The sequence below is a fragment of the Streptomyces sp. NPDC088116 genome, from assembly GCF_044741745.1.
In the GTDB taxonomy this organism is placed as follows: Bacteria; Actinomycetota; Actinomycetes; order Streptomycetales; family Streptomycetaceae; genus Streptomyces.
In genome coordinates, this window is the sequence record NZ_JBIUTF010000002.1 from 938,882 (window position 1) to 962,315 (window position 23,434).

General features: G+C 69.7%; 21 protein-coding genes. 9 read left to right on the forward strand and 12 right to left on the reverse strand.

Features of this window, described 5'->3' with window-relative positions:
- The first annotated feature begins 175 nt into the window (after positions 1-175).
- Entirely contained in the window at positions 176-691 is a 516-nt protein-coding gene (locus ACIOJD_RS10455; protein ID WP_401910675.1) for a hypothetical protein, read from the forward strand.
- Between the two features lie 122 nt (positions 692-813).
- Here ACIOJD_RS10455 and ACIOJD_RS10460 read toward each other — a convergent pair whose 3' ends face one another.
- A complete protein-coding gene (locus tag ACIOJD_RS10460; RefSeq protein WP_401910676.1) occupies positions 814-2,385 on the reverse strand; it encodes a DUF1996 domain-containing protein in 1,572 nt (523 codons plus the stop codon).
- Positions 2,386-2,826: 441 nt separating this feature from the next.
- Here ACIOJD_RS10460 and ACIOJD_RS10465 point away from each other — a divergent pair, with 441 nt between their 5' ends.
- Positions 2,827-3,294, forward strand: coding sequence for a DUF4259 domain-containing protein (locus ACIOJD_RS10465; protein ID WP_401910679.1), 468 nt, complete (start codon positions 2,827-2,829; stop codon positions 3,292-3,294).
- A 163-nt stretch (positions 3,295-3,457) separates the two neighbouring features.
- Here ACIOJD_RS10465 and ACIOJD_RS10470 read toward each other — a convergent pair whose 3' ends face one another.
- Entirely contained in the window at positions 3,458-4,444 is a 987-nt protein-coding gene (locus ACIOJD_RS10470; protein ID WP_401910681.1) for an NAD-dependent epimerase/dehydratase family protein, read from the reverse strand.
- A gap of 115 nt (positions 4,445-4,559) precedes the next feature.
- Between ACIOJD_RS10470 and ACIOJD_RS10475 the strand changes: the two genes are divergently transcribed.
- A complete protein-coding gene (locus ACIOJD_RS10475) occupies positions 4,560-5,360 on the forward strand; it encodes a hypothetical protein (RefSeq protein WP_401910683.1) in 801 nt (266 codons plus the stop codon).
- Between the two features lie 77 nt (positions 5,361-5,437).
- Entirely contained in the window at positions 5,438-7,078 is a 1,641-nt protein-coding gene (locus ACIOJD_RS10480; protein ID WP_401910684.1) for a PepSY-associated TM helix domain-containing protein, read from the forward strand.
- Positions 7,079-7,232: 154 nt separating this feature from the next.
- Here ACIOJD_RS10480 and ACIOJD_RS10485 read toward each other — a convergent pair whose 3' ends face one another.
- The 3 genes from ACIOJD_RS10485 to glnII form a co-directional block, all read right to left on the reverse strand.
- Entirely contained in the window at positions 7,233-8,054 is an 822-nt protein-coding gene (locus tag ACIOJD_RS10485; protein WP_401910686.1) for a winged helix-turn-helix domain-containing protein, read from the reverse strand.
- Positions 8,055-8,605: 551 nt separating this feature from the next.
- The gene (locus ACIOJD_RS10490) at positions 8,606-9,271 is read right to left on the reverse strand and encodes a DUF6891 domain-containing protein (RefSeq protein ID WP_401910688.1); all 666 of its coding nucleotides are present in this window, start codon (positions 9,269-9,271) and stop codon (positions 8,606-8,608) included.
- Positions 9,272-9,362: 91 nt separating this feature from the next.
- Positions 9,363-10,382, reverse strand: coding sequence for a glutamine synthetase (glnII, locus tag ACIOJD_RS10495; protein WP_401910690.1), 1,020 nt, complete (start codon positions 10,380-10,382; stop codon positions 9,363-9,365).
- Positions 10,383-10,643: 261 nt separating this feature from the next.
- On the opposite strand from glnII, the gene ACIOJD_RS10500 reads away from it, so the two are divergent.
- Positions 10,644-11,543 (forward strand): Gfo/Idh/MocA family oxidoreductase, encoded by a 900-nt coding sequence (locus ACIOJD_RS10500; protein ID WP_401910693.1) that lies wholly within the window; start codon positions 10,644-10,646, stop codon positions 11,541-11,543.
- A gap of 65 nt (positions 11,544-11,608) precedes the next feature.
- Here ACIOJD_RS10500 and ACIOJD_RS10505 read toward each other — a convergent pair whose 3' ends face one another.
- Together ACIOJD_RS10505 and ACIOJD_RS10510 are read right to left on the reverse strand one after the other, a co-directional pair.
- Positions 11,609-12,370, reverse strand: a complete 762-nt coding sequence (locus ACIOJD_RS10505) for a hypothetical protein (RefSeq protein WP_401910695.1) — start codon at positions 12,368-12,370, stop codon at positions 11,609-11,611.
- 272 nt (positions 12,371-12,642) lie between these two features.
- Positions 12,643-13,008, reverse strand: coding sequence for an arsenate reductase family protein (locus ACIOJD_RS10510; protein ID WP_401910698.1), 366 nt, complete (start codon positions 13,006-13,008; stop codon positions 12,643-12,645).
- Positions 13,009-13,163: 155 nt separating this feature from the next.
- Between ACIOJD_RS10510 and ACIOJD_RS10515 the strand changes: the two genes are divergently transcribed.
- The 3 genes from ACIOJD_RS10515 to ACIOJD_RS10525 all read left to right on the forward strand — a co-directional run bounded on the left by ACIOJD_RS10515 (position 13,164) and on the right by ACIOJD_RS10525 (position 17,438).
- Entirely contained in the window at positions 13,164-13,439 is a 276-nt protein-coding gene (locus ACIOJD_RS10515; RefSeq protein WP_401910700.1) for a hypothetical protein, read from the forward strand.
- Between the two features lie 320 nt (positions 13,440-13,759).
- Positions 13,760-15,715, forward strand: a complete 1,956-nt coding sequence (locus tag ACIOJD_RS10520) for a family 20 glycosylhydrolase (protein ID WP_401910702.1) — start codon at positions 13,760-13,762, stop codon at positions 15,713-15,715.
- A gap of 22 nt (positions 15,716-15,737) precedes the next feature.
- Entirely contained in the window at positions 15,738-17,438 is a 1,701-nt protein-coding gene (locus tag ACIOJD_RS10525; RefSeq protein ID WP_401910705.1) for an alpha-L-fucosidase, read from the forward strand.
- 112 nt (positions 17,439-17,550) lie between these two features.
- On the opposite strand, the gene glnA is transcribed toward ACIOJD_RS10525, so the two are convergent.
- Positions 17,551-18,960 (reverse strand): type I glutamate--ammonia ligase, encoded by a 1,410-nt coding sequence (gene glnA / locus ACIOJD_RS10530; RefSeq protein WP_401910708.1) that lies wholly within the window; start codon positions 18,958-18,960, stop codon positions 17,551-17,553.
- Positions 18,961-19,227: 267 nt separating this feature from the next.
- Here glnA and ACIOJD_RS10535 point away from each other — a divergent pair, with 267 nt between their 5' ends.
- Positions 19,228-19,695 (forward strand): RDD family protein, encoded by a 468-nt coding sequence (locus ACIOJD_RS10535; RefSeq protein WP_401910711.1) that lies wholly within the window; start codon positions 19,228-19,230, stop codon positions 19,693-19,695.
- Positions 19,696-19,905: 210 nt separating this feature from the next.
- Here ACIOJD_RS10535 and ACIOJD_RS10540 read toward each other — a convergent pair whose 3' ends face one another.
- The 4 genes from ACIOJD_RS10540 to lipB form a co-directional block, all read right to left on the reverse strand.
- Positions 19,906-20,604 carry a DUF4191 domain-containing protein gene (locus ACIOJD_RS10540; RefSeq protein ID WP_401910713.1) on the reverse strand — a complete coding sequence of 233 codons (699 nt, stop codon included), beginning with the start codon at positions 20,602-20,604 and terminating at the stop codon, positions 19,906-19,908.
- Positions 20,605-20,614: 10 nt separating this feature from the next.
- Positions 20,615-20,827 (reverse strand): hypothetical protein, encoded by a 213-nt coding sequence (locus ACIOJD_RS10545; RefSeq protein ID WP_401911717.1) that lies wholly within the window; start codon positions 20,825-20,827, stop codon positions 20,615-20,617.
- 452 nt (positions 20,828-21,279) lie between these two features.
- Positions 21,280-22,248: a lipoyl synthase gene (gene lipA, locus ACIOJD_RS10550; RefSeq protein WP_401910716.1), complete on the reverse strand. Its 969-nt coding sequence runs from the start codon at positions 22,246-22,248 to the stop codon at positions 21,280-21,282.
- Positions 22,249-22,421: 173 nt separating this feature from the next.
- Positions 22,422-23,351: a lipoyl(octanoyl) transferase LipB gene (gene lipB / locus ACIOJD_RS10555; RefSeq protein ID WP_401910719.1), complete on the reverse strand. Its 930-nt coding sequence runs from the start codon at positions 23,349-23,351 to the stop codon at positions 22,422-22,424.
- Positions 23,352-23,434: the final 83 nt, after the last annotated feature.

The window sequence follows — 23,434 nt, forward strand, 5'->3', positions numbered from 1 at the left end:
CCCGACCGCCACCTCGGCCCGACCGCCACCTCGGCCCGACCTCCGCCTCGGCCCGACCTCCGCCTCGGGCGGCAGTCGCGTACCGGCGGTCACCGTGTCCGTATCCCGCTGTCGTCCCGCCGTCATCCCGGCCGTTCCCCCACGCGGTGGCAGGGCCGCGGGGCACGATGGGCGCATGCGTACGGAGCGACCTCTCGTGGTAATTGCGGCCCTGGCCCTGGTGTTGACGGCGGGCTGTGCGGCGAATGACGAAGCGGCTCCCAAGGAGCCGAGAACGGCAACCGGAAGCCTCGAACACATCGCCTCACAGGCGAAGTGTGAACCGAACATCCAGATGGACGCGGAAGAGATACGGCAGGCCAACTGCACAACTGGAGACGGCAAGTATGTGCTGGCGACCTTCGCCACCGACCGCGGCCTCCGGGAGTGGATCAACGAGGCGAAGGACTACGGCGGTTCCTATCTCGTCGGCAGGAAATGGGTCGCGGTCGGCGACGACAAGGTGGTCGCGACGCTGCGCGGCCGGCTCGGCGGGACGGTGGAGACCGGCTCGACCCACCACTCCGGAGGCGGCGACGACGGAGGGAAGGAAGGTAACGCGGGGAGCCAGGGCAATGCGGGGAGCCAGGGCAACGCGGGGAGCCAGGGCAACGCGGGGAACGAGGGGCACTCGGGTCACCACATGAGCTGACCACGCGCCACGGCCCACCCCCGCGTGCTGCGGGTGTGGGCCGTGGGAGTTACGGGGAGCGGGGACGAGAGCGGGAGCCGGGCTGGGACGCCCGGCGGTCGCTCAGCCGGTGAGGCGCTGCCTCACTGGCACTTCTTACCGCCGTTGATGCACTTGACCACCTTGTTCATCACGTTCTCGTCGAAGACGTTGATGAAGTCGCCGTGGTCGGTGCCGGGCTTGTGCAGCTGCTCCGGGAAGGAGTCGAGCGCGAAGCCGGGGCCCGGCGGCACGTCGTAGACGATGCGCTGCTGGAGCTGCGGGATCGCCTGGAAGCCGTTCTGGCAGTTGCCGTTCTCGTCGGCGAACGCGACGTGGTCGCGGTGGTTGGCGCTGTCGGCGTTCTGGCCGTCCCAGCAGCTCTGGAACTTGAAGCTACGGACCACCTGGCTGCCCTCGGGGCAGATCGGGTACTTGTCCTTGAGCTGGCGGTCCTCGAATCCGGTGCAGCTCCACGAGGCGTTGGCGTTGGCGTCACCGTTGGTGAATGCCTTGGCGTCACCCGTGATGATGCGCAGGAACTTCGGCATGGCGGTGACCTTGGCCTGCGGGTTGCCCGCGAAGCTCAGCGTCACCTCGGACGGAGTCTGGATCTCTCCGACGTTGCCTTCCTTGCCGCCGCCGTCCGCGTTGGCATCGGCCTCGGCCTTTCCGTTCTGGAGGCGCAGGACCGGCCAGTAGTACGTGGACTTGTCGCCCTGGTTCTGGCAGCTGGTCTCACCGGCGGCGAGGGAATCGTCCGTCGCGAACGCGGTGTTTCCCTGATTGCCGACGTAGTCGTGCATGTGGTGCGCGCCGTTGGTCACACCGGGGGCGACGATGACGTTGTCCGAGTTGAAGAGCCCGTTCTCGTTCACCCCGCAATTGGTCGCGAAGGTGCCCGTCGAGGCGTTGCCACCGTTCTGGGGCTGCTGGACGTTCGGCTGGACGCTGTTGATGTCGACGAAGTCGCCGGCCTCGGGGCCGTTGCCGGCCTGACCGCCGCCTCCGCCCTGGTCGCCGCCACCCTGGCCACCATTCTGGCCGCCGTCCTGGCCGTTACCCTGGCCGCCGTTCTGGCCCTGGTCCTGACCACCGTTCTGACCATTACCCTGACCGCCGTTCTGGCCCTGACCCTGGTTCTGGCCGCCGTTCTGGCCGTTGCCCTGGCCGCCGTTCCGGCCGCCTCCCTGGTCGAGGGTCCCGTTCGTTTTCATCGTGCAGGCCGAGAGGCTCTCCAGACCCTGCGGCCGCTCTCCGGACCTGCCCATCGCGATGGAGATCCGGTCGAGCGCGGCGACCCGCTTCGACTTCAGCGGGCCGAGGATGGCGTTGTCGACGAACTTGGAGTCCTGTGCGATCGCCGACTTCGAGTCGGCGAACCGCTTGTAGGCTTCGGTGATCTGGGTGTCCATCTTCGCCAGCTCACGGTCGACCTCGGCTCGGGCCGCTTCCGGGACGCCCGCCAGCCGGTCCTCGTTCGCCACGTCGGGGCAGACGATGGTCGACGCCTGCCCGACGTTCTGGCTCCGCGGAGAGGACTGGCCGGACTTGCCTTCACCCGCGGATGCGTAGACATTGACCGCTACCAGCCCACCCCCGCCCAGGAGCAAGGCAGCCGAGGCGGCGATCGCCCGGTTTGCCAGTGTGGAGCGTTTTCTCGATGTTCGTGCCATGGAACTAACTCCTCAAGCTTCGTTGCCGGTTACGGGAAAATCGCGGCAGGGGGAGAAGCGAAGCGCATCGGTTCATACGCACGCCACGCGCGGGGTGTTCAGCCGCTCGGGAAATTCATAGAAACCTCCATCAACAAACCGGGCGGATGCGCACCATTGAGGAGAGGTGTTCCTTATCCATGCCGAGTGGACCAACAACGGCCTTATCGGCGGGGGTGGTTGACGGCGGACGCGGGGGCGGCGGCAGCCGGAGCCGGCGGCCGGGCGGGGCAGCGAGTGGGTCGGTGACGGGGCAGCCGGCAGGCCAGTGCGCAGGCCAGTGCGCAGGGCGGCGAGTGGGTTGGCGAGCGGGGCGGCACGCGAGGTGGATTGTCAGTGGTGCCTGGCACGATCGGAGACAGCGGGACGAAGAATGATCGAAGAGCGATCAGGGGGCAGATCATGGGCATGTGGGACACCGGCCACTTCGACAACGACACGGCGGTGGACTTCGCCGCCGACCTGGACGAGGCGACGGCCGACCGGCGTACGGAGATCGTGCGGAAGGCGCTGGCAGACGCGGCGGGCACGCACGACCACCTGGACACCGATGCCGCGGTGGTGGCCGTCGCGGCGGCCGCGCTGGTCGCCGAACAGTGCCCCGGGGGACCGCCCGTGGAGAGCGTGTACGGGCCGGACGAAGCCCTGCCGCGCTTGCCCGAGGAGCTGAGGGGCCTCGCGGTGCGGGCCCTGGACCGGGTGATCGCGGACGGATCCGAGCTTCGGGACGTCTGGGTCGGGGCGGACGGTGAGAACGGTGATTGGCACAAGGGGATCGCGGAGCTGCGGGGTGCTCTGCTGACGGCGATACCGGCGATACCGGCGGAAGAGGGGGCGGCCGTACGGTCGGTACCGGACGACACCGCCTGAGCGGGGTGGTGGCGCCCGGTGATGCGGGGCCTGGTGGGCCTGATGGGCTCGGTGGTTCGGGTGCTCGGGGCACGGGCGCCCGCGCCGCCGTCGCCGGATGGCGTCGCGCCGGGCGCCCGTGCCCGCACCTGTTGTCACCGTGCCGATGCCACCGCCGGGTGCCTCACCGGTCGAGCACCTTCGCCTCCAACTCCGGTGCCAGGCCCAGCGGCGGACGGTCGGGGCGTTGTGGAGCCTTGCCGCCGATCGAGCCGAGCCAGGACCAGGTGTCCGCGACCGTCTCCGCGACAGAGCGGCAACGCAGGCCCGTGGCAAGGGCCTTGGAGACATCGGAGCCGTGCATCGTGTCGTGGAGTTCGCCCGGCGGCAGCCAGACCGGCAGGTCCGACCAGGGCTCGATCCCGGCGTCGAGGATCGGGTCAGGGTCGGTCCAGCGCAGTTCGGCGTCGGAGCGTGTGACGCACACGCAGGAGTCGAGCAGCTCACCCATGGTGGTGTGACCGGGCGGACTCACCAGGTTGTACGGGCCGCCCAGGCCCGTCCGTACGGCATCCAGCGTCCACTCGGCGAGATCGCGCGCGTCGATGTACTGCACCGGGTTGTCGTGGGGGCCCGGCGCCAGCACGGGCCCGCCCCGCGCGATCCGCCCCAGCCACCACGGCAGCCGGCCGACGTTCTCCCCGGGGCCGAGGATCAGACCGGCGCGCACCAGCAGCGCCCGGTCGCCGAAGGCCGCCTCGGCCGCCAGCTCACCGCCCCGCTTGTCCAGGGGGTATTCGACCTGCTCGGCGTCCGGGGACGCGCCCGCCACCAGCGGGCCGTCCTCGGCGAGCCCGGCCGGGGTGGGATACGCGTACACGGAACGGCTGGAGACATACGCGTACCGCCCCGCGCGGTCCGCCAGCAGCCGGGCCGCCGTACGGACCGCGGACGGAGCCGCCGACCAGGTGTCGACTACCGCGTCCCACTCGCCGTCGGCGAGGGCCGCCAGGCCGTCCGGGGCGGTGCGGTCGCCGAGCAGGACGGTCGCGCCGGCCGGTGCCTCATGACGGCCGCGGTGGAAGACGGTCACCTGCCAGCCACGTCTGAGCGCCGCCTCCGTGACGGCGCGGCCGACGAATTCCGTACCACCGAGGATCAGGAGTCTCATGCGACCGACTCTGCCCGCGACCCGAAGGCGGGGGCAGCGGAATTCGCTGCCAGGTGAATCGTGGACAACCGGTATCTGCCGCGCGCACCCGTCGGGATGGCAACATGTGCGGACCATGACAGATGCCCGATCGCCGATACGCGCCGTGCGGGCCGTGGCCTTCGCCGCGGTATGCGTGACTCTGGCGGCGCTTGGGCATGCGTTCGCATCCGGCGCTCCCGACGGGGCCGGAGCCACCGGTGTGTTCGGGGCGTCCGGCCACGGGATTCCGGCCGGAGCGCTGTGGGCCGCCTTCGGGGCGACCGGCGCGGTGGCCTGGCTCGCGGGCGGACGGCGCCGAGGCGCGGGCTCGATCGGAGCCGGGCTGCTCACCGTCCAGGGCATCCTGCACATGATCTTCGCCGGAGCCCTGCCGTTCGGACCGTCCGAGTCCCCGCACGAGTCGCATGTCACCGACGGCGGCATGGGCATGGGCATGGGCATGGGGGCGGGTACGGGGTCGGCCGTCGACGTGGGTACGTCGGCGGGTACGGGTACGGCCGCGGGCTCTGGGCCCGAGGGGAAGAGCGCCTTGCTGGCCGCCGTCACTGACGGTTCGGCCGGAATGCTCGCCGCGCACCTCCTGGCCGCGGTCGTCTGCGCGCTCTGGCTCGCGCGGGGCGAGGCCGCCTTCTTCCGGCTCGCTCACGCCATCGGGGCCCTGGCCTTCTCCCCGCTCCGGCTGCTGTTCACCGGGACGCGGCTGCCCGCCGCACCACGGCTGATCCGGCCCGGATCCGGGGCGCCCGCCCCGCACCGGTTCCGTGGCGTCCTCCTCGCGCACACCCTGTCGCAGCGCGGCCCGCCCGTATGCCGTACCGCACGCGTCACGGCCCCGGGAGCCGCCGTCATCACCGCATTCATCACAACTGTCTGAACGTTGGCAGGCGGCCGGGGGCCCATCTCCCCATGCCCCTATGCGCCCCTGTGCCGCAGCCAACTCCTAGGACAGTCATGGCCATTGACGACCCCATACAGGGCCCAGCGACCGACGACGACCAACCCGCCGCCGTGTCCGACCCATCGCCCCGCCCATCGCCCGAGCCCGATTCCGAGGCCGGGCCCGATTCCGTGGCCGGGCCTGGTTCCGTGGCCGGGCCCGATTCCGTGGCCGGGCCCAAGGCGGGTGCGGACACCCCGTTCGGCTGGAGATCCTTGCGGCCTCTTGTGCTGCGCCTCCACTTCTACGCGGGCCTGCTGATCGCCCCGCTTCTGCTGGTCGCCGCCACCAGCGGATTCCTCTACGCGCTCTCCTTCCAGGCGGAGAGGGTGGTCTACCGCCATGAGCTGCGGGTGCCGGTCGGGGAGCGCACCGTCCCGCTCTCCGAACAGCTCAACGCCGCCCGGACCGCCAACCCGGACGGCAAGATCACTTCCGTACGGCTCCCGTCCGAGGAGGGCGCCACCACCCGGGTCCTGATGACCTCGCCCAAGGTCGAGGAGGGCAAGTCCCTCGCCGTCTTCGTCGATCCGTACACCGCCGAGGTACGGGGACTGCTGACCACCTACGGCACTTCGGGCGCCCTCCCGCTGCGCACCTGGCTCTCCGAGCTGCACCGCCACCTCCACCTGGGGGAGCCGGGCCGTGTCTACAGCGAACTCGCGGCGAGCTGGCTCTGGGTGGTGGCCCTCGGCGGACTGCTGCTCTGGGTCACGCGCGGGCGTACCTCGTGGCGTGAGCCGAAGAGTCCGCCCAAGCGCCCCTCGAAGCGCGCGCTGCTCCTGCCCGAGGCCGGTGCCACCGGCCGGCGGCGGACGCTCTCGCTGCACGGGTCGGTCGGACTGTGGGCGGTGACCGGTCTCGTACTGCTCTCCGCCACCGGTCTGACCTGGTCGAAGTACGCGGGCGAGAACATCACCGCGCTCAAGGACCAGCTCGGCAGCAACACGCCGGTGGTCTCCGCCACGCTCGACGGAGGCACCGGCGGTGCGGGCGGCGATGGCCACGAAGGCCACGAAGGCATGGAAGGCATGGAGAACATGCCGGGCATGGACGGTATGGAGGGCATGGACGGCAAGGACGTCGGTGTCGATCTGGCGGTTGTCGCCGCGCGTCAGGCCGGTCTCGACGGGCCGGTCACGGTGACCCTGCCGACCGAGGGCAAGGGGTATGTCGTCGCGCAGGCGGACAACCAGTTCCCCGTCCGCCTCGACTCGGTCGCCGTCGATCCGGCCACCGGCGCCGTCATGGACGAACTGCGCTTCGCCGACTACCCCGTGCTCGCCCAGCTCACCCGCTTCGGTATCGACGCCCATATGGGTGTCTTCCTCGGGCTCGCCAACCAGCTGGCGCTGGCGGCGCTCGCCCTCGCGCTCATCGTGATCATCTTCTGGGGCTACCGGATGTGGTGGCTGCGCAGGCCCACCAAGGAACGGAAGCTGAGCGCGGGGCGGCCGATGCCGCGCGGTTCCTGGCGGAAGGTGTCGCTGACCGTACTGCTCCCGCTCGCGGCCGTCGTGGCGCTGGTCGGCTGGTTCGTTCCGCTGCTGGGCATCAGCCTGCTGGTGTTCCTCGTCGTGGACGGGGCGTTGGGGCTGGGGCAGGGGCTGCGCTCCCGTAACCGGACGGCCCGAGCTGGTCGCGTCCAGACCTAGATCGGCAGGAGCGTACGCCGTACGCCCGTGCATCCGTACCTGTACTCGTACGTGTGGGAGGAGCCCTGCCGATCCGCGGTTCGGCAGGGCTCCGTACAGCGCTGTGCCGTGTGTTCTGTACAGAGCCGCCTTGTTCCGTACCCCCTCGGGCAGGTCAGGGCGCGTACTTGTATCCGACCCGCCGCACGGTCCGGATGGTGTGGCGGTGTTCGGCCCCCAACTTGCGGCGCAGCCGCGCCACATGGACATCGACGGTCCGGCCGTCGCCCACATGTCCGTAGCCCCAGACCGTGGTCACCAACTGGTCGCGGGTGTGCACCCGGTGGGGATGCGCCACGAGGTGGGAGAGCAGCTCGAATTCGAGATACGTGAGGTCCAGCTGCTGCCCGTCCACGACGGCGGTCCGCTGGGCGTTGTCGATCCACACCGGACCGCGTCCGCCCCCGGCGCTCGCGCCGGGCCGGGAACCTGTTCCGATTCCGGGCCCGGTTCCGGGCCTCGGCCCAGCCCCGGTTCCGGCCTCGCGCGCGCCCGCGTCCGTGCCGCTGCCGTGGTTGCGGCCGGCGCCGTGGTGGAGTCCGGCGCCGTGGTGGAGTCCGGCGTCGTGGTGGAGTCCGGCGTCGATGTCGGCGGAGAGGTACGGCGCCGAGGCGGCCAGCGCGGCGGCGTGCTGGTCGGCCGGTACGAGCACGAGATAGCCGACCATCGGCGGCTGTCCCGGCAGCGAGGGCAGCGTGTGCTGGGGCGCGGGCAGCCAGGTCGCGCCCGGCGGCAGGAAGTCCACGACCTGACCGTCCGGGAAGGAAGCCGGGAAAGAATGCGGGACGAAGGAGGGTGGAGCGGAAGCCGGGACGGTCTCGTCCCGGTCGACGGCCCGGAGCCGGTGGCGGCGGCCGGACGGATCGGCCGGACGCTGGCCGTGTGCGGTGGCGGTCGCCGTGGTGGTCGCGGCGGAGAAGGAACGGGAGTTCGCCATGAGGAGTCAGCTCTTTCGCGCGAAGGAGTCGTCGAGTCGACAGAAAAAGACGGGACGTACGTCTCGCGGCGGCCGAAGGCCTGAAAGGAGGCTTTAGAGGGCCGCCGCGTTCCTCGCGTGGCAACACACCCGGTCGAAGTCGTGGTGCTGCCGGGACGGCCAGAACGGCTCAAGGTCGGAACGACCCGTCGCGGTGTACTGGAAGCTGGCCATGCCCCCATTGAAGCAGATACCGGGGGAGCGCAGCAGGTCCCTTTCATCTGTCGATACGGACTCTTCGCCACCGGTCGCCGACTCCTGGCGCTCGGCGTGGACAGGAAGAAAGCCGGAAGGAAGCTGGAAGGACGTTCAACGGAGCCGGAAGGACGTCCGACGGAGCCGTGAAGGAGCAGTGACGGAGCCTGCCGGGCGAGCCTGCCGGGCCATGCCCGAAGTCCGGCACGGGCCGGGCCAAGTCCTAGGGAGATCCGTAGGAGACAGGTCCGCGGGAGATCCGTGGGAAACCGAGGGGAAGTCGGGGCGTGCGATGCTCGGTTGACGCCCGGCCGTGCTCAACCGGTCAGCCGCTTCCGCCAGTCGAGCCCCTCGACCAGGATCGACGTGCCCGGCGAACCGTCCCACTCCACGGTCAGCCCCGCCTCGGCCAAGGCCGCTGCTACCTCCCGGCCGACGGCCGCCGTGGTCGTTTCCGAGCCGTCGAACCCGCCGTAGTAAAGCGTCAGCCCGTGCCCCGCCGCCACGCTCTCCGTGCCCTGTGTGTGGAAGAAGACGAAGCCGCGCTCGGCCTCCTTGTCCGGGCCCGTACGCTCGGCGCCCATCTCCGAGAGCCCGCAGCCCCGGCAGCAGGCGAAATTCTCCCGGGCGGTGATCCCCCGCGCGTCCAGGGCGGCGAAGACCGAGGTGATCCGCTCGGGATCCGTCACACCGTCCCACCGCGCCTGCTCATCGAGCCGCTCCCGCCACAACCGGTTCACGACGCGCCATGCCTGCGGACGCGAGACGGGCCGGGTGTCCCCGTCGACCAGCCACTCCTCGGCGGCCTCGGCGAGCCGGCTCCGTCCGTCGTATCCCTGCCGGAGCAGCCCGCGTACGTACTCCTCGGTCCGCTCCTCGACCACCGGGTCGAGCTCGGGCACGGGCTCGGGCACACCCAGATCGACCGGCGCCCAGGAGAGCCCGGCGTCCCAGCCGTCCGCCAACACCTTGATAGGCAGCATGAGATCACCCTGACAGATGCCACTGACAGCGAGGGGGCCGATCACCGTACGGCGATCGGCCCCCTCGTGGAATGCGGCGATGCGGCCGGCGTCAGACCTGTCCGGCCTTCTCCAGCGCGGTGCAGCAGGTGTCGACCATCAGCCGGGTGACCACGTACGGGTCGACGTTGGCGTTCGGCCGGCGGTCCTCGATGTAGCCCTTGGCGTCCTGCTCGACCTGCCACGGGATACGGACGGAGGCACCGCGGTCCGAGACGCCGTAGCTGTACTCGTTCCACGGGGCGGTCTCGTGCAGACCGGTCAGCCGGTCGTCGATGCCCGCGCCGTAGTTCTTCACGTGGTCGAGCGGCTTGGAGCCCTCGCCCAGCGACTCGCAGGCGGTGATGATCGCCTCGTACCCCTCGCGCATCGCCTTCGTGGAGAAGTTGGTGTGCGCGCCCGCGCCGTTCCAGTCGCCCTTCACCGGCTTCGGGTCGAGCGTCGCGGAGACCTCGAAGTCCTCGGCGGTGCGGTAGAGCAGCCAGCGGGCGATCCACAGCTGGTCCGAGACCTCCAGCGGCGCCAGCGGACCGACCTGGAACTCCCACTGCCCCGGCATGACCTCGGCGTTGATGCCGGAGATGCCAAGACCCGCCTTGAGGCAGTTGTCCAGGTGCGCCTCGACGACGTCACGGCCGAAGATCTCGTCGGAGCCGACACCGCAGTAGTAGCCGCCCTGCGCGGCCGGGAAGCCGCCCTCGGGGAAGCCCAGCGGGCGGGCGCCCTTGAAGAAGGTGTACTCCTGCTCGATACCGAAGATCGGCTCCTGGCCCGCGAACCGCTCCGCGACCTCGGTCAGTTGAGCACGCGTGTTGGAGACATGCGGCGTCAAGTCGATGTTCAGGACCTCGCACATGACGAGGACGTCGTCCCCGCCGCGGATCGGGTCGGGACAGGAGAAGACCGGCTTCAGCACCCGGTCGGAAGCGTGGCCCTCGGCCTGATTGGTGCTCGACCCGTCGAAACCCCAGATGGGCAGCTCGGCACCGTCGTCGAGGATCTTCGTCTTCGAACGCAGCTTCGCTGTCGGCTCGGTGCCGTCGATCCAGATGTACTCAGCCTTGAAGGTCACGGGGCCTCATCCTTTGCGGGTGCAGCAGGTATGCCCCACAGCTTGTCAATATGTGATTTCCCGGCTGTTGCTCGTCCGTGAACCACGCGTAACCCGGGTGACGTGGGAAACCCGGCTGACCAAAGGGGCCGTCTCACCCCGGCGTACCCGACCGTCTCGCCCGGCCGTCTCATCCGGCTGACTCAAGGTCGGTCCCCTCTCCGCACCGCCGATGCCTCGGCCACCTCCCCGTACCGTCCCCAACCCGGCACACTGACCGTCATGAGCATGAGCAAGCCACGTATCGGACTCCTCGGCACCGGCCCCTGGGCGGCGCGTGCGCACGCCCCCGCGCTCGCCGCCCACCCCGGACTCGAATTCCGCGGCGTCTGGGGGCGGCGCCCGGAGGCAGCCGCCGCGCTCGCCGCCGCCCATGACATCACCGCCCACTCCGGCGAGGCAGGCCTGGACGCACTGTTCGCCGAGTGTGACGCCGTTGCCTTCGCCCTGCCGCCGGACGTCCAGGCGCCGCTGGCGGCGCGGGCCGCGGCCGCCGGATGCCATCTGCTGATGGACAAGCCGGTCGCGACGACCGTGGCGGGGGCCCGGGAGGTGGCGGACGCGGCGGCGAGTGCCGGGGTCGCGTCCGTGGTCTTCTGCACGCTGCGCTTCGCGGCGGGTACGGCGGGCTGGGTGGGTGAACAGGCCGCGAGGGGCGGCTGGTTCAGCGCTCACGCGTACTGGCTCGGCGCCCTGTACGGTCGAGGCGCGGGCAGCCCGTACGCCGACTCGCCCTGGCGTCGCGAGAAGGGCGGCCTGTGGGATGTCGGCCCGCACGCGCTGTCCGCGCTGATCCCGGTGCTCGGCGATGTGACGGGCGTGACGGCCGTACGCACCGAGCCGGACCTCACTCATCTGGTGCTACGGCATGTGTCCGGGGCGGCCAGTTCCGTGGCGCTCAGCCTGAGCGCGCCGAAGGCGGGTGCGGGTACGGGGCTGGAACTCAGGGGCGAGCACGGCACGGCGGTGCTGCCGGAGAACTGGGGCCACCCGGTCGAGTCGTTCGGGGCGGCGCTGGACGCGCTGCTGGAGGCGGCTCGTACGGGACAGCCGCACGACTGCGACGTACGGTTCGGGCTGCGACTGACGGAGATCCTGGCGGAGGCGGAAGCGCAGATCTGAGCGAAGGTGCGGGCGTACAGGAGTGGTGTCCGGCGAAGATCCGCCGGACACCACCTGGCGAGGCTTTACTGGTTGGCGGCCTGGACCTGCTCGATCCGGGCGTTACGGATCAGGAACTTGCCCGGCTCGCGGACCTGCTCGAACGCCTCGTTGTTCAGCAGGGCGCAGCTGCCGGACGTCGAAGTGATCTTCACCGTTGTGGACTTGTCGTTGTCGAGGTTGGTCACGCGGAGCGTGGTACCGATGGGGAACTGATTGCTGGAGGCCGCCGGGGCGCCTGCCTCGCCGGAGAGGGTGACGGTGGATCCGGCGCACACGACAGTGCCGTCGGCGCTTCCGCCCGCGTCTCCGGCACCTGCGTCTCCGGCACCGGCACCCGCGTCTCCGGCACCCGCGTCTCCGGCACCGGCACCGGCGTCACCGGCACCTGCGGCGCTGCCCGCGTCCGCCCCGCTTCCGGCTTCCGCTCCGCCGCCCGCGTCCGCTCCTCCTCCCGCCGGTGCCCCGGCTCCCGCCTCACCGGCGGCACCGGCGCCGGCACCGCTACTGCCCTCGCCCACCTCGCAGCCGGACGCCGCCTGCTTCCGCTTGATCTCCTCGATGACGGCGACGCGGTTCGCGATCCGCGCCTCGGACTGTGCGTCCGGGGCGGCACGCTGCGCGGCGATGAAGCTCTCGTTGTTGCTCAGGGCGGTGGCCAGCCCGTCGCAGGCCACTGACGCCTGACTCGTACCGGTCATCGCCACCGCCGTACCGCCCACCAGCGCTGCCGCGCCGACGAGCAGGGAAATCGCCTTCTTACGGCTCAGGGTCTTCTTACGGGACACGTGTGGGGGCTCCTGTCCCCGGCCGCGAAGGAACGGGCCGGCTGGGTATCCGTGTGCCGTTAGATACGAGTGATTCAGCCATTCCACTCACTCACCCGCCACATCGGTATCTTCAACCGGGGGAACCGCAGCGGCACTTGCGGAACTGAACCGGCCCTTGCCGAACTGAACCGGCAGGCAACGGCCGCGACCTGCGCACAAGGACCGCCCCATGACGACCGCTCTACGACATACGACGACCGCCCTACGACGATCGCCCTACGACGACCGCCCTACGACGACCGGCCGAGGGCGTCCCGTACCGCATCGTCCGTGCGCGCCACCACGGCCGTACCGTCGTCCGCCGTGATGATCGGCCGCTGGATCAGCTTCGGATGCTTCGCGAGCGCCGCGATCCAGCGCTCCCGTGAACCGGCGTCCCGCGCCCACTCCTTGACGCCCAGCTCCGACGCGACGGCCTCCCCGGTCCGCGTGATGTCCCACGGCTCCAGGCCGAGCCGGCCGAGCACCTCCCGGATCTCGTCCTCGGACGGTACGTCCTCCAGATAGCGCCGGACGGTGTACGAGGCGCCCTCCTCGTCGAGCAGTGTCAGCGCGCCACGGCACTTGGAACACGCGGGATTGATCCAGATTTCCATGCCGTCATCGTATCGCCGCAGGGGTGCCGGACCAGGTGCCGCACACTTCCGTAACCGCCTCCTCAAAGTGGCTCTGGCCAGGGGCGATTGTCAGTGGTGGGCAGTAAAATAGAGGTAGTTCGTCAGGGTCCAACCACTGTGCCGGGAGGTCGCCGATGGCCGTTGCCACAATCACGACGAAACCCTTCGAGACACTGCCAACCACCGTTCGCAAACCACTGCCCGCAGGGCGTCCCCGCGAGTGGTACGAGACCCACAACCGCCGGCTCAAGGCCATGCGCCTCGCCATCGCCCTGCTCGACTCGGGGGTGTACGAGGCGACGAGCGCGAGCAACCGCCGGATACGGATCGCGGCGTCGCGGATCGGGATCCACCCGCCGTCCGACACCACCTGCCGTATGGTGCGCGCCCTGATCCGCTCCGGCCGCTGACCGAGTGGCCCGGCCACACCTGCGATAACTGCCGCACCTGCGATTACTGCCGCACCAGCCATATCTGCCACACCTGCCGTACCTGCTGTCGTACCGCGCACCGCGCCTCGCTCCGGCTCCCGTCCAGGGGAGAGTCGGGGCGGGGCGCCGCCACGACGGTGCCTGGATTTTCCGTACGGATGGATGGACTTTTCACGATGGCCCGACTCGAAGGGCAAGCGGGAGAGGAGGATACACATCGGATGACTTGATCCTCTGGAGGTGTCCGGACGATGCTTCGACGCGCACCAGTTACCTCTCCCTCAACAGAGATCCGAGGAATGGTGCGGCGAAGACGGTTCGCCGCGTTGCATGACGCCCGTACGAGCCGGCTCACCGGGGCGTTGGTGGCTGCCCTGCTCCTGGTCACGGGCCTGGCCCCCATCGCCCCGGCCGCCTCAGCCCCAGGACCCGACGGCGGAGCGCCCCGAACGGTGCCCGCCCTCACCAACTGGACGGTGGAGAAGGGGAGTTACACCTTCACCCGCCGTACGCGCCTGGTCGTAGACCCACACGACCCCGCCGCGCGCCGGGCCGCCGACACCCTCGCCCAGGATCTGCGGGCGGCGGGCCGGGGCACCGTACCGACAGCACACGGCACATCCCATCCGGGCGACATCCTCATCACCACCGCCCCGCGACGGTCGAAGGGACTGGGCCGCGAGGGCTATGAACTCCGCGTCGGCGACCGCGTCCGTATCACCGGAGCCACCGGCACCGGAGTCTTCTACGGCACCCGCACCTTGCTCCAACTCCTCGGCACCGCCGGTGACACCGGTGACCGTGACCGCATCCCCTCCGGCCGCACCGTCGACATCCCGGCCTACCGCGAGCGAGGCGTGGGCGTCTGCGCCTGCTACATCCACGTCACCCCGCGGTGGCTGGAGAACCTCGTGCGCGACATGTCGTACCTCAAGCTCAACCAGCTGCTGCTGGAGCTGAAGGTGAAGAGCGACCGGCACCCCGAGGCCAACTCCTGGGGCTACTACACGAAGGACGAGATCAGGCGGCTCGTCGCCCTCGGCGCCAGATACCACGTCACCATCATCCCGGAGATCAACTCCCCGGGGCACATGGACCCTTGGATCGAACAGCGCCCGGACCTCCAGCTCACCGACTCCGACGGCACGCCGCAGCCCTCGCGCCTCGACATCACCAGCCCCTCGGCCTTCTCCTACTACACCAGCCTCATGGACGAGTACGCCGAGGTCTTCACCGCGTCCGACTGGCACATGGGCGCCGACGAGTACATGCTGGGCTCCGACTTCGCGAAATACCCGCACATCCTGGAGTACGCACGCCGGACATACGGCCCAGACGCCACCCCGCAGGACGCCTTCATCGACTTCGTCAACCGCGTCCACGACCACGCGACGAGCAAGGGCACACGCCTCCGCATCTGGAACGACGGCCTCACCGGTGAAAACACCGTCCCCGTCGGAGCGGACACGACCGTCGAGCACTGGCTCGGCGTCACGACCAAGCCCAGCGACCTCCTCGCCCAGGGCCATCCGCTGATGAACGCCTCGTACTCCCTCTATTTGGTACGCGGCGGCTTTCACATGAACACCGAGTCGCTCTACGAGCAGCGGTGGGACCCGCGCAGCTTCGAGGGCGAGAAGATCCCGGCCGGGCCTCGCGCTACCGGCATCACCGGCGCGAAGATCAGCCTCTGGCCCGACAACGGCCGGGGCGAGACCGAGAACGAGGTCGACGCGGCGATGTTCCTGCCGCTGCGCTTCATCGCCCAGACCACCTGGGGCGAACCGAATCCCGATCCCGCCTACGCCGGTTTCGTCGCCCGAGCCGCGCTTGCCGGCCGCGCCCCAGGACGGCACGACCTCACGCGCGTACCGGTTCCGGACGGTACGTACACCCTTCGCGACGCGGAAGGACAACTGCCCGCCACCGACTGGCGTATCACCCGTACCCCCGACGGCTACGCCACCCTCAGGAACCCCTCCACCGGCCGCTGCGCGGAGATCCGCGGCGGCCGGCTCACCCTCAACACCCCCCTGGAACCGGGCACTCCGGTCACCGAGGAGACCTGCACCGCCGCCAACACCTTGCAGCGCTGGCAGTTGACCCGCGTACGCGGCGGGTACCACCTCACCAACGCCATCACGCGGATGACCGTGCATGTCGCCGAGGACGGCCGACTCGTGCAGTACCCGCCGGACCAACGACCTCCGGCGGTCTGGACGCTCACGTCCTCACCGGCCGTCGCCACCCACTGAAGTCCCGGGAGGACAAACGCACATGGTCATCAACAGGCGTCTGTTCGTCACGGGACTGGCAGGGCCGGCCCTGTCCGCGTACAAGCCCGCAAACGCCTCGGCACCCGCCTCCGGAAACGCGCCGGTACCCGCCCCAGGACATGCGTCCGCACCCACCCCTACCCCGGCCGGAACAGGTTCGGAAACACCGTCCCGCATCCCGGTCGGCCCCGACGACACCCCTGACCAACTGGTGGCCAAGGCGGCGCGACTGCGCCCGACAGAACGCCAGATCGCCTGGCAGCGCCTGGAACGAACGGCCTTCCTGCACTTCGGCGTCAACACCTTCACCGGCCTCGAATGGGGGACGGGCGACGAGGACCCCGACGTCTTCCAGCCGACCGGCCTCGACACCGACCAGTGGGCGCGCGCCCTGCGCGACGGCGGATTCACCCTCGCCGTCCTCACCGTCAAACACCACGACGGCTTCGTCCTCTATCCCACGCGCTACACGGCCCACAGCGTCGCCTCCAGCACCTGGGAGGACGGCCGGGGCGACGTACTGCGCTCCTTCACCCGCTCCATGCGCCGCCACGGCATCAAGGCCGGTGTCTACATCTCCCCGGCCGACGAGAACCAGTACCTGCACGGCGTCTACGCCAACGGCAGCGCCCGCACGACTCGCACGATCCCCACACCGGCCCCGGCCGGCTCCCGGACCGAAACCCGGACCGAAACCGCCGGGTGGCCCGCCCGCGGCCTCCGCCTCCCCGCCACCGACTACGGCGCCCACATGCTCAACCAGCTCTACGAGATACTCACCGAATACGGCCCGGTGGACGAGGTGTGGTTCGACGGCGCCCAGGGCCGGATCCCGCCCGACCAGGTCGAGGTCTACGACTGGGACAGCTGGTACGCGCTGATCCGTACCCTCGCCCCGGAGGCCGCCATCGCCGTCTCCGGCCCCGATGTGCGCTGGGTCGGCAACGAGGGTGGCTCGGCCCGCGAGAACGAATGGAGCACCGTCCCCGTCAAGGAGACGGACAACGGACGCACCGACTTCGCGCTCACCTACGACACCCCTGACCAAGGCAGCCGCGCGGCCCTGGTCAGGGCCCAGCCCAGCACCGACCACCTCCAGTGGTGGCCGGCCGAGTGCGATGTCTCCATCCGCCCCGGCTGGTTCTTCCACGAGGAGGAACGGCCCAAGACCCCCGAGCAACTCACCGACCTCTACCTGAAATCGGTCGGCCGCAACGCAGTCCTGCTGCTGAACATCCCACCCGACCAGCAGGGCAGACTCCCCGCCCCCGACGTGGCGGCGCTGCGCGCCTTCGACGACCGGATACGCCGCGAACTGCCCAAGGACCTGGCCCGCGACTCCCGAGCCCACTCCGACGGCCACCACCCCACCCGAGCGACCGACGCAAACCCGGACACCTCCTGGACCGCCCCGGCCCCCTCCCAAGGCACCCTCACCCTGGACCTGGGCCATCCGCGCCAGGTGGACCGCATCCGCCTGGCGGAAGACATCCGCCACGGCCAACAGGTCGAACGCGCCACGATAGAAGCGGAAACGCCCCAGGGCTGGACCCAGACCACCGAAACAACCACGATCGGCGCCAGCCGCATCCTGCTCCTGCCGACCCCGATAACAGCCCGCCGCTGGCGCCTACGAATCCTGGCCTCGCGACAACGGGCCCGCATAGCGCAGTTCGGCCTCTACCGCTCAGAACAACCCTGACGACTCGACGAGTGAGGGCCGCCACCCGGACGGGTGGCGGCCCTCACTTCACTGTTACTGACACCAGATCAGAGACCCGGCCGAGCGCTGCGCACAGTGCTCGAGACAGTTTTTAGATGTCGAAGTACAGCTCGAACTCGTGCGGGTGCGGGCGCAGCTGGAGCGGGGCGATTTCCTTGGTGCGCTTGTAGTCGATCCACGTCTCGATCAGGTCCGGCGTGAAGACGCCGCCCGCGAGCAGGTACTCGTGGTCCGCTTCCAGGGCGTCCAGGACGGCCGGGAGGGAGGTCGGGACCTGGGCGACTCCCGCGTGCTCCTCGGGGGCCAGTTCGTAGAGGTCCTTGTCGATCGGCTCGGCCGGCTCGATCTTGTTCTTGATGCCGTCCAGGCCCGCGAGGAGGAGGGCCGAGAAGGCCAGGTACGGGTTCGAGGACGGGTCCGGGGCGCGGAACTCGACGCGCTTGGCCTTCGGGTTCGAGCCCGTGATCGGGATACGCATCGCCGCGGAGCGGTTGCGCTGCGAGTAGACCATGTTGACCGGGGCCTCGAAGCCGGGGACCAGGCGGTGGTACGAGTTCACCGTCGGGTTGGTGAAGGCCAGCAGCGACGGGGCGTGCTTGAGGATGCCGCCGATGTAGTAGCGGGCGGTGTCCGAGAGGCCCGCGTAGCCCTGCTCGTCGTAGAAGAGCGGGGTGCCGCCCTGCCACAGGGACTGGTGGACGTGCATGCCGGAGCCGTTGTCACCGAAGATCGGCTTGGGCATGAAGGTCGCGGTCTTGCCGTTGCGCCAGGCGACGTTCTTCACGATGTACTTGAAGAGCATCAGGTCGTCGGCCGCGGCGAGCAGCGTGTTGAACTTGTAGTTGATCTCGGCCTGGCCGGCGGTGCCGACCTCGTGGTGCTGGCGCTCGACCTGGAGGCCGGACGCCTCCAGCTCCAGGGAGATCTCGGCGCGCAGGTCGGCGAAGTGGTCGACCGGCGGGGCCGGGAAGTAGCCGCCCTTGTAGCGGACCTTGTAGCCGCGGTTGTCCTCGACCGCACCGGTGTTCCAGGCGCCGGCCTCGGAGTCGATGTGGTAAAAGCCCTCGTTGGCCGTGGTGTTGAAGCGCACGCTGTCGAAGACGTAGAACTCGGCCTCGGGGCCGAAGAACGCGGTGTCCGCGATGCCGGTGGAGGCGAGGTAGGCCTCGGCCTTCTTGGCGATGTTGCGCGGGTCGCGGCTGTACTGCTCGCCCGTGATCGGGTCGTGGATGAAGAAGTTGATGTTCACTGTCTTGTCACGGCGGAACGGGTCCACCCGCGCGGTCGACAGGTCCGCGCGCAGCGCCATGTCCGACTCGTGGATGGCCTGGAAACCGCGGATCGAGGAGCCGTCGAAGGCAAGCTCCTCGTCCGGGTCGAACGCCTTCGCCGGGATCGTGAAGTGCTGCATCACGCCAGGCAGGTCGCAGAAGCGGACGTCGACGAACTTGACGTCCTCGTCCGCGATGAACTTCTTGGCCTCGTCGGCGTTCTGGAACATCCAGCTCCTCCTCCTCCCGTCCCGGGGAGGGGCGGGGGTTATCGCTCGGTCGTGCGGCCAGTGCGGTGGCACACGCTGGACCCGACCATAGGTATCCAGGATTTCTCAAGCATGACCCATTTGTTTCGCCTAAGTTAACCGGCCCGGGTGCGCGCCGGGGCGTACGAGGGTGGCGCACCCCTGTTCAGGAGGCCGGCGCACCCTCCTGAAGGGCGGCGCCACACCCCCGTTCGGAGGGGGCGGGGCCGGTCGCAGTACCGTGGACGGGTGGACAACAGGCAAGCAATCGGATCGTGGCTGTCCGGGCCGCGTGCGGCCGCCGAGAGCATGGGCGTCGACTTCGGTCACCGGGGCCAGCGCCTCGGTCTGCCGGAACACGGGCCGGGCTCGGTCGCCCCGCTCGGCCGGCGCGTCGGCGCTCTCCTCGTCGACTGGGCACTGTGCATGCTGATCGCATACGGGCTGCTCGCCGGGCGTGACGGACAGACAACGGGGAACTGGGCGCTCGGCGTCCTTCTCGTGCTGAGCCTCCTGACCGTCGGTACGGTCGGCTTCACCCCCGGCAAGCGCCTGTTCGGGCTGCGCGTCATCGCCGAGAACGGCGGCAGGCTCGGCTTCGGCCGTGTCCTCCTTCGTACCGCGCTGCTCTGCCTCGCCATCCCCGCGCTCGTCTGGGACCGCGACGGACGCGGACTGCACGACCGGCTCGCCCGCGCCGTGCAAGTACGGATGTAGTCCGCCCTCTCCTCGCCCACCACTCGCTCCCTGCGCAGGGTGTGTCGGGCAGGTGCCTCGGCAGGCGGCAGGTCATGCGCCTGAAACAACGTGCCCGGAACAACGTGCCCGGAACAACGTGAAAGGGCGGCCCGGAACTCTCGTTCCGGGCCGCCCTCGTGTGTGTACTGCCGTGTGTGTACTGCCTGTACGTGCTCTGTTCTGTGCCGGTCAGCGCATCTTTCCGCCGCGTGGCATCCGCATGCCCTTGGGCATCGGACCCTTCGGCAGCGGCATGTTGCTCATCAGGTCGCCCATCGCCCGCAGCCGGTCGTTGGTCGCCGTCACCTGCGGGCCCGCCAGTACGCGCGGCAGCTTCAGCATGGTCGTACGGACCTTCTTCAGCGGCACCTGGCCCTCGCCGTCGCCGACGATGATGTCGTGCACCGGCACATCCACCACGATGCGCGCCATCTTCTTCTTCTCGGCCGCCAGCAGGCTCTTCACCCGGTTCGGGTTGCCCTCGCCCACCAGCACGATGCCCGCCTTGCCGACGGCCCGGTGGACGACGTCCTGGCTGCGGTTCATCGCGACCGCCGGGGTCGTGGTCCAGCCACGGCCGACGTTCTCCAGGACGGCCGCCGCCGCTCCCGGCTGGCCTTCCATCTGCCCGAAGGCGGCCCGCTCGGCCCGGCGGCCGAAGACGATCGCCATCGCGAGGAACGCCAGGATGAAGCCCAGGATGCCCAGATAGATGGGGTGGTTGATCAAGAAGCCGATCGCGAGGAAGACACCGAAGGTGACGATTCCCACACCCGCGAGGACAAGACCGACCTTGGAGTCAGCCCGCCTGGTCATCTTGTAGGTAAGGGCGATCTGCTTCAGTCGCCCCGGGTTCGCAGCAGTGTCTGCGTTTTCCTTCCTCGCCATGTCCAGAAGTTTACGTGGCCTGGGAGGAGCGGTCCGACACCGCCTCCAGTACGTGCTGCGTCTCGACCCGGTCCTTGGCCCGGCGCCGGTCCTCCAGGACCGCTGTCCAGGCGTTGCGGCGGGCCGTGCGCTGGCCGCTGCTCATGAGGAGGGACTCCACGGCGCGCAGCGCGCCGGCGACGGAGGGCAGGGCGGGCAGCACGGGCAGGGCATGCGGGGCGATGGCGGCGCGGGTGGTGGTGGCGCGGGTGGAGCCAGTGGCGCGGGCGGTGGCGGCTGCTGCCTTGGCTTCGGTGATGGGTCGTACCGGCGCGACCTGCATGATGGCGATCCCCTCAGGAGCGGGTGGAGAGCGGAAGGCGATGACGGTTGTGCGGTGTGCGCAAGAGCGGCCTGCGCGGCGGAACAGGGTGAAAGCGGCGGAACAGGCGGAAAAACGGGGTGGAACGAGATGGGAACGGGCCTACGAGGGAAGAACGGGTGTGCGCGGTGCGTAGAGCCAGCGTCACTCACTGGTGTTACCAGGACGTGACCGACCGGTCAAACGCGGATGAAACCCTGACATGCGACCCCTGACGCACCGACGCGGCCCTCACTCCACTCCCGACCTGCGGGGAGAGAGTACGGGCCGCGTCGCCAACGCCTCTACCGGCGAGTAGTTACTTGTGCGCAGATTCACACAGCCTGGCCGACCGTCGCTTCCGCCTCGCGACGCTCCATCGCCTGCTGGTACAACCGGCCGGCGCGGTACGACGAACGCACCAGCGGACCCGACATCACTCCGGAGAAGCCGATCTGGTCGGCCTCGTCCTTCAGCTCCACGAACTCGTGCGGCTTCACCCAGCGTTCGACGGGGTGGTGGCGCACCGACGGACGCAGGTACTGCGTGATCGTGATCAACTCGCAGCCCGCCTCGTGCAGATGCCGCAGCGCCTCGCTGACCTCCTCGCGCGTCTCGCCCATGCCCAGGATGAGGTTGGACTTGGTGATCAGTCCGGCCTCGCGGGCACGCGTGATCACTTCGAGGGAGCGCTCGTACCGGAAGCCGGGACGGATCCGCTTGAAGATCCGCGGCACCGTCTCGACGTTGTGCGCGAGCACCTCGGGGCGGGAGGAGAAGACCTCCGCCAGCTGCTCCGGCACCGCGTTGAAGTCGGGGATCAGCAGCTCGACCTTCGTACGGCCCGCCTCGCGCTCCGCCGTCATCGAGTGGATCCGGCGCACGGTCTCCGCGTACAGCCAGGCCCCGCCGTCCTCCAGGTCGTCGCGGGCTACGCCGGTGATCGTGGCGTAGTTCAGGTCCATCGTGACGACGGACTCACCCACCCGGCGCGGCTCGTCACGGTCCAGGTCCGCCGGCTTGCCCGTGTCGATCTGGCAGAAGTCGCAACGCCGCGTGCACTGGTCACCGCCGATGAGGAAGGTCGCCTCGCGGTCCTCCCAGCACTCGAAGATGTTGGGACAGCCGGCCTCCTGGCAGACCGTGTGCAGGCCCTCGCTCTTCACGAGTTTCTGCAGCTGTTGGTACTCGGGGCCCATTTTCGCCCGGGTCTTGATCCACTCGGGCTTGCGCTCGATGGGGGTCTGGCTGTTCCGGACCTCCAGGCGCAGCATCTTGCGTCCGTCGGGTGCGACAGCGGACACGTCCGGCACCTCTCTCTGCTGGCGCGGCATTCGATTCTTCGGCGAACACCAGGTTACGCCCGTTATTTGCGCGGCATTACGTCAGGCCAACCCGTGGCCAAAGGGGCGCATTCCCCGGGATGGCCGGTTGAGCGGCCCCAGGGGCTCACAAGGCCCCGTAGGGCCCCGTACGCCTATACGGTCACGTGCTCGACCTCACGCCCGGCCCCGGCTTCGGATGTACGCCCGGCTTCGGACATACGTGCCGCTTCGGACGTACGCCCGGCCTCGGCTTCACGCCCGGCCTCGGCTTCGGACGTATGCCCGGCCTCGGTCGCGCGCTCCACCTCGCGCGGTTTCGGCTCCGCGTGCTCCAGCACGTCCCGCAGATGCCTCTCCACGACCGGGACGACATCCGCGATCGTGATCTCACGGCCCAGTTCGTACGCGAGCGAGGTCACGCCCGCGTCCCGGATCCCGCACGGCACGATCCGGTCGAACCAGGTGTTGTCCGGGTTCACGTTGAACGAGAAGCCGTGCATCGTCACGCCTTTGGCCACCCGGATACCGATCGCCGCGAGCTTGCGGTCCTCCCGGCGCTGGCCGGCGTTGGACGGGGCGTACTCCGGCCCGTTCAGCCGCGCGTCGAACTCCTCGTCCGCCACCCGGGGATCGAAGTCCAGCGAGAGCCCGCCCAGCGCGGGCCGCTCGTGCACCGGATCTCCCAGCACCCACACCCCGCTGCGGCCCTCGATCCGGGACGTCTCCAGCCCGAACTCGGCGGCCGTACGGATCAGGGCCTCCTCCAGCCGGCGCACATGCGCGACGACATCCACGGGGCGCGGAAGCTTGAGGATCGGATAGCCCACGAGCTGGCCGGGACCGTGCCAGGTGATCTTTCCGCCCCGGTCCACATCGACGACCGGGGTGCCGTCCAGCGGGCGCTCACTGTCCGCCGTACGCCGTCCGGCCGTATAGACCGGCGGGTGCTCCAGCAGCAGGCAGGTGTCCGGAATCTCGTCCGCGAAGCGGGCGGCGTGCACCCGGCGCTGCTCCTGCCATGCCTCCTGGTACTCGACGGATTCATCGCCGAACCCCAGACGGATGTACCGCAGCTCACTCACGGCCGAGCCTCCTCAAGAACCCTCAACGTGCGCGTGTCGTGCCCTCGCCACTGTACGGCGGCTCCCGGCGGGACGTCCGGGCA

Coding starts and splice junctions, on each gene's coding strand:
- ACIOJD_RS10540 (WP_401910713.1), bottom strand. CDS start 20,604: ATGGCGAGGAAGGAAAACGCAGACACTGCTGCGAACCCGGGGCGACTG.
- ACIOJD_RS10490 (WP_401910688.1), bottom strand. CDS start 9,271: ATGCTGCCTATCAAGGTGTTGGCGGACGGCTGGGACGCCGGGCTCTCC.
- ACIOJD_RS10460 (WP_401910676.1), bottom strand. CDS start 2,385: ATGGCACGAACATCGAGAAAACGCTCCACACTGGCAAACCGGGCGATC.
- ACIOJD_RS10455 (WP_401910675.1), top strand. CDS start 176: ATGCGTACGGAGCGACCTCTCGTGGTAATTGCGGCCCTGGCCCTGGTG.
- ACIOJD_RS10480 (WP_401910684.1), top strand. CDS start 5,438: ATGGCCATTGACGACCCCATACAGGGCCCAGCGACCGACGACGACCAA.
- ACIOJD_RS10525 (WP_401910705.1), top strand. CDS start 15,738: ATGGTCATCAACAGGCGTCTGTTCGTCACGGGACTGGCAGGGCCGGCC.
- ACIOJD_RS10475 (WP_401910683.1), top strand. CDS start 4,560: ATGACAGATGCCCGATCGCCGATACGCGCCGTGCGGGCCGTGGCCTTC.
- ACIOJD_RS10470 (WP_401910681.1), bottom strand. CDS start 4,444: ATGAGACTCCTGATCCTCGGTGGTACGGAATTCGTCGGCCGCGCCGTC.
- ACIOJD_RS10510 (WP_401910698.1), bottom strand. CDS start 13,008: ATGGAAATCTGGATCAATCCCGCGTGTTCCAAGTGCCGTGGCGCGCTG.
- glnA (WP_401910708.1), bottom strand. CDS start 18,960: ATGTTCCAGAACGCCGACGAGGCCAAGAAGTTCATCGCGGACGAGGAC.
- ACIOJD_RS10515 (WP_401910700.1), top strand. CDS start 13,164: ATGGCCGTTGCCACAATCACGACGAAACCCTTCGAGACACTGCCAACC.
- ACIOJD_RS10520 (WP_401910702.1), top strand. CDS start 13,760: ATGGTGCGGCGAAGACGGTTCGCCGCGTTGCATGACGCCCGTACGAGC.
- ACIOJD_RS10500 (WP_401910693.1), top strand. CDS start 10,644: ATGAGCATGAGCAAGCCACGTATCGGACTCCTCGGCACCGGCCCCTGG.
- ACIOJD_RS10465 (WP_401910679.1), top strand. CDS start 2,827: ATGGGCATGTGGGACACCGGCCACTTCGACAACGACACGGCGGTGGAC.
- ACIOJD_RS10485 (WP_401910686.1), bottom strand. CDS start 8,054: ATGGCGAACTCCCGTTCCTTCTCCGCCGCGACCACCACGGCGACCGCC.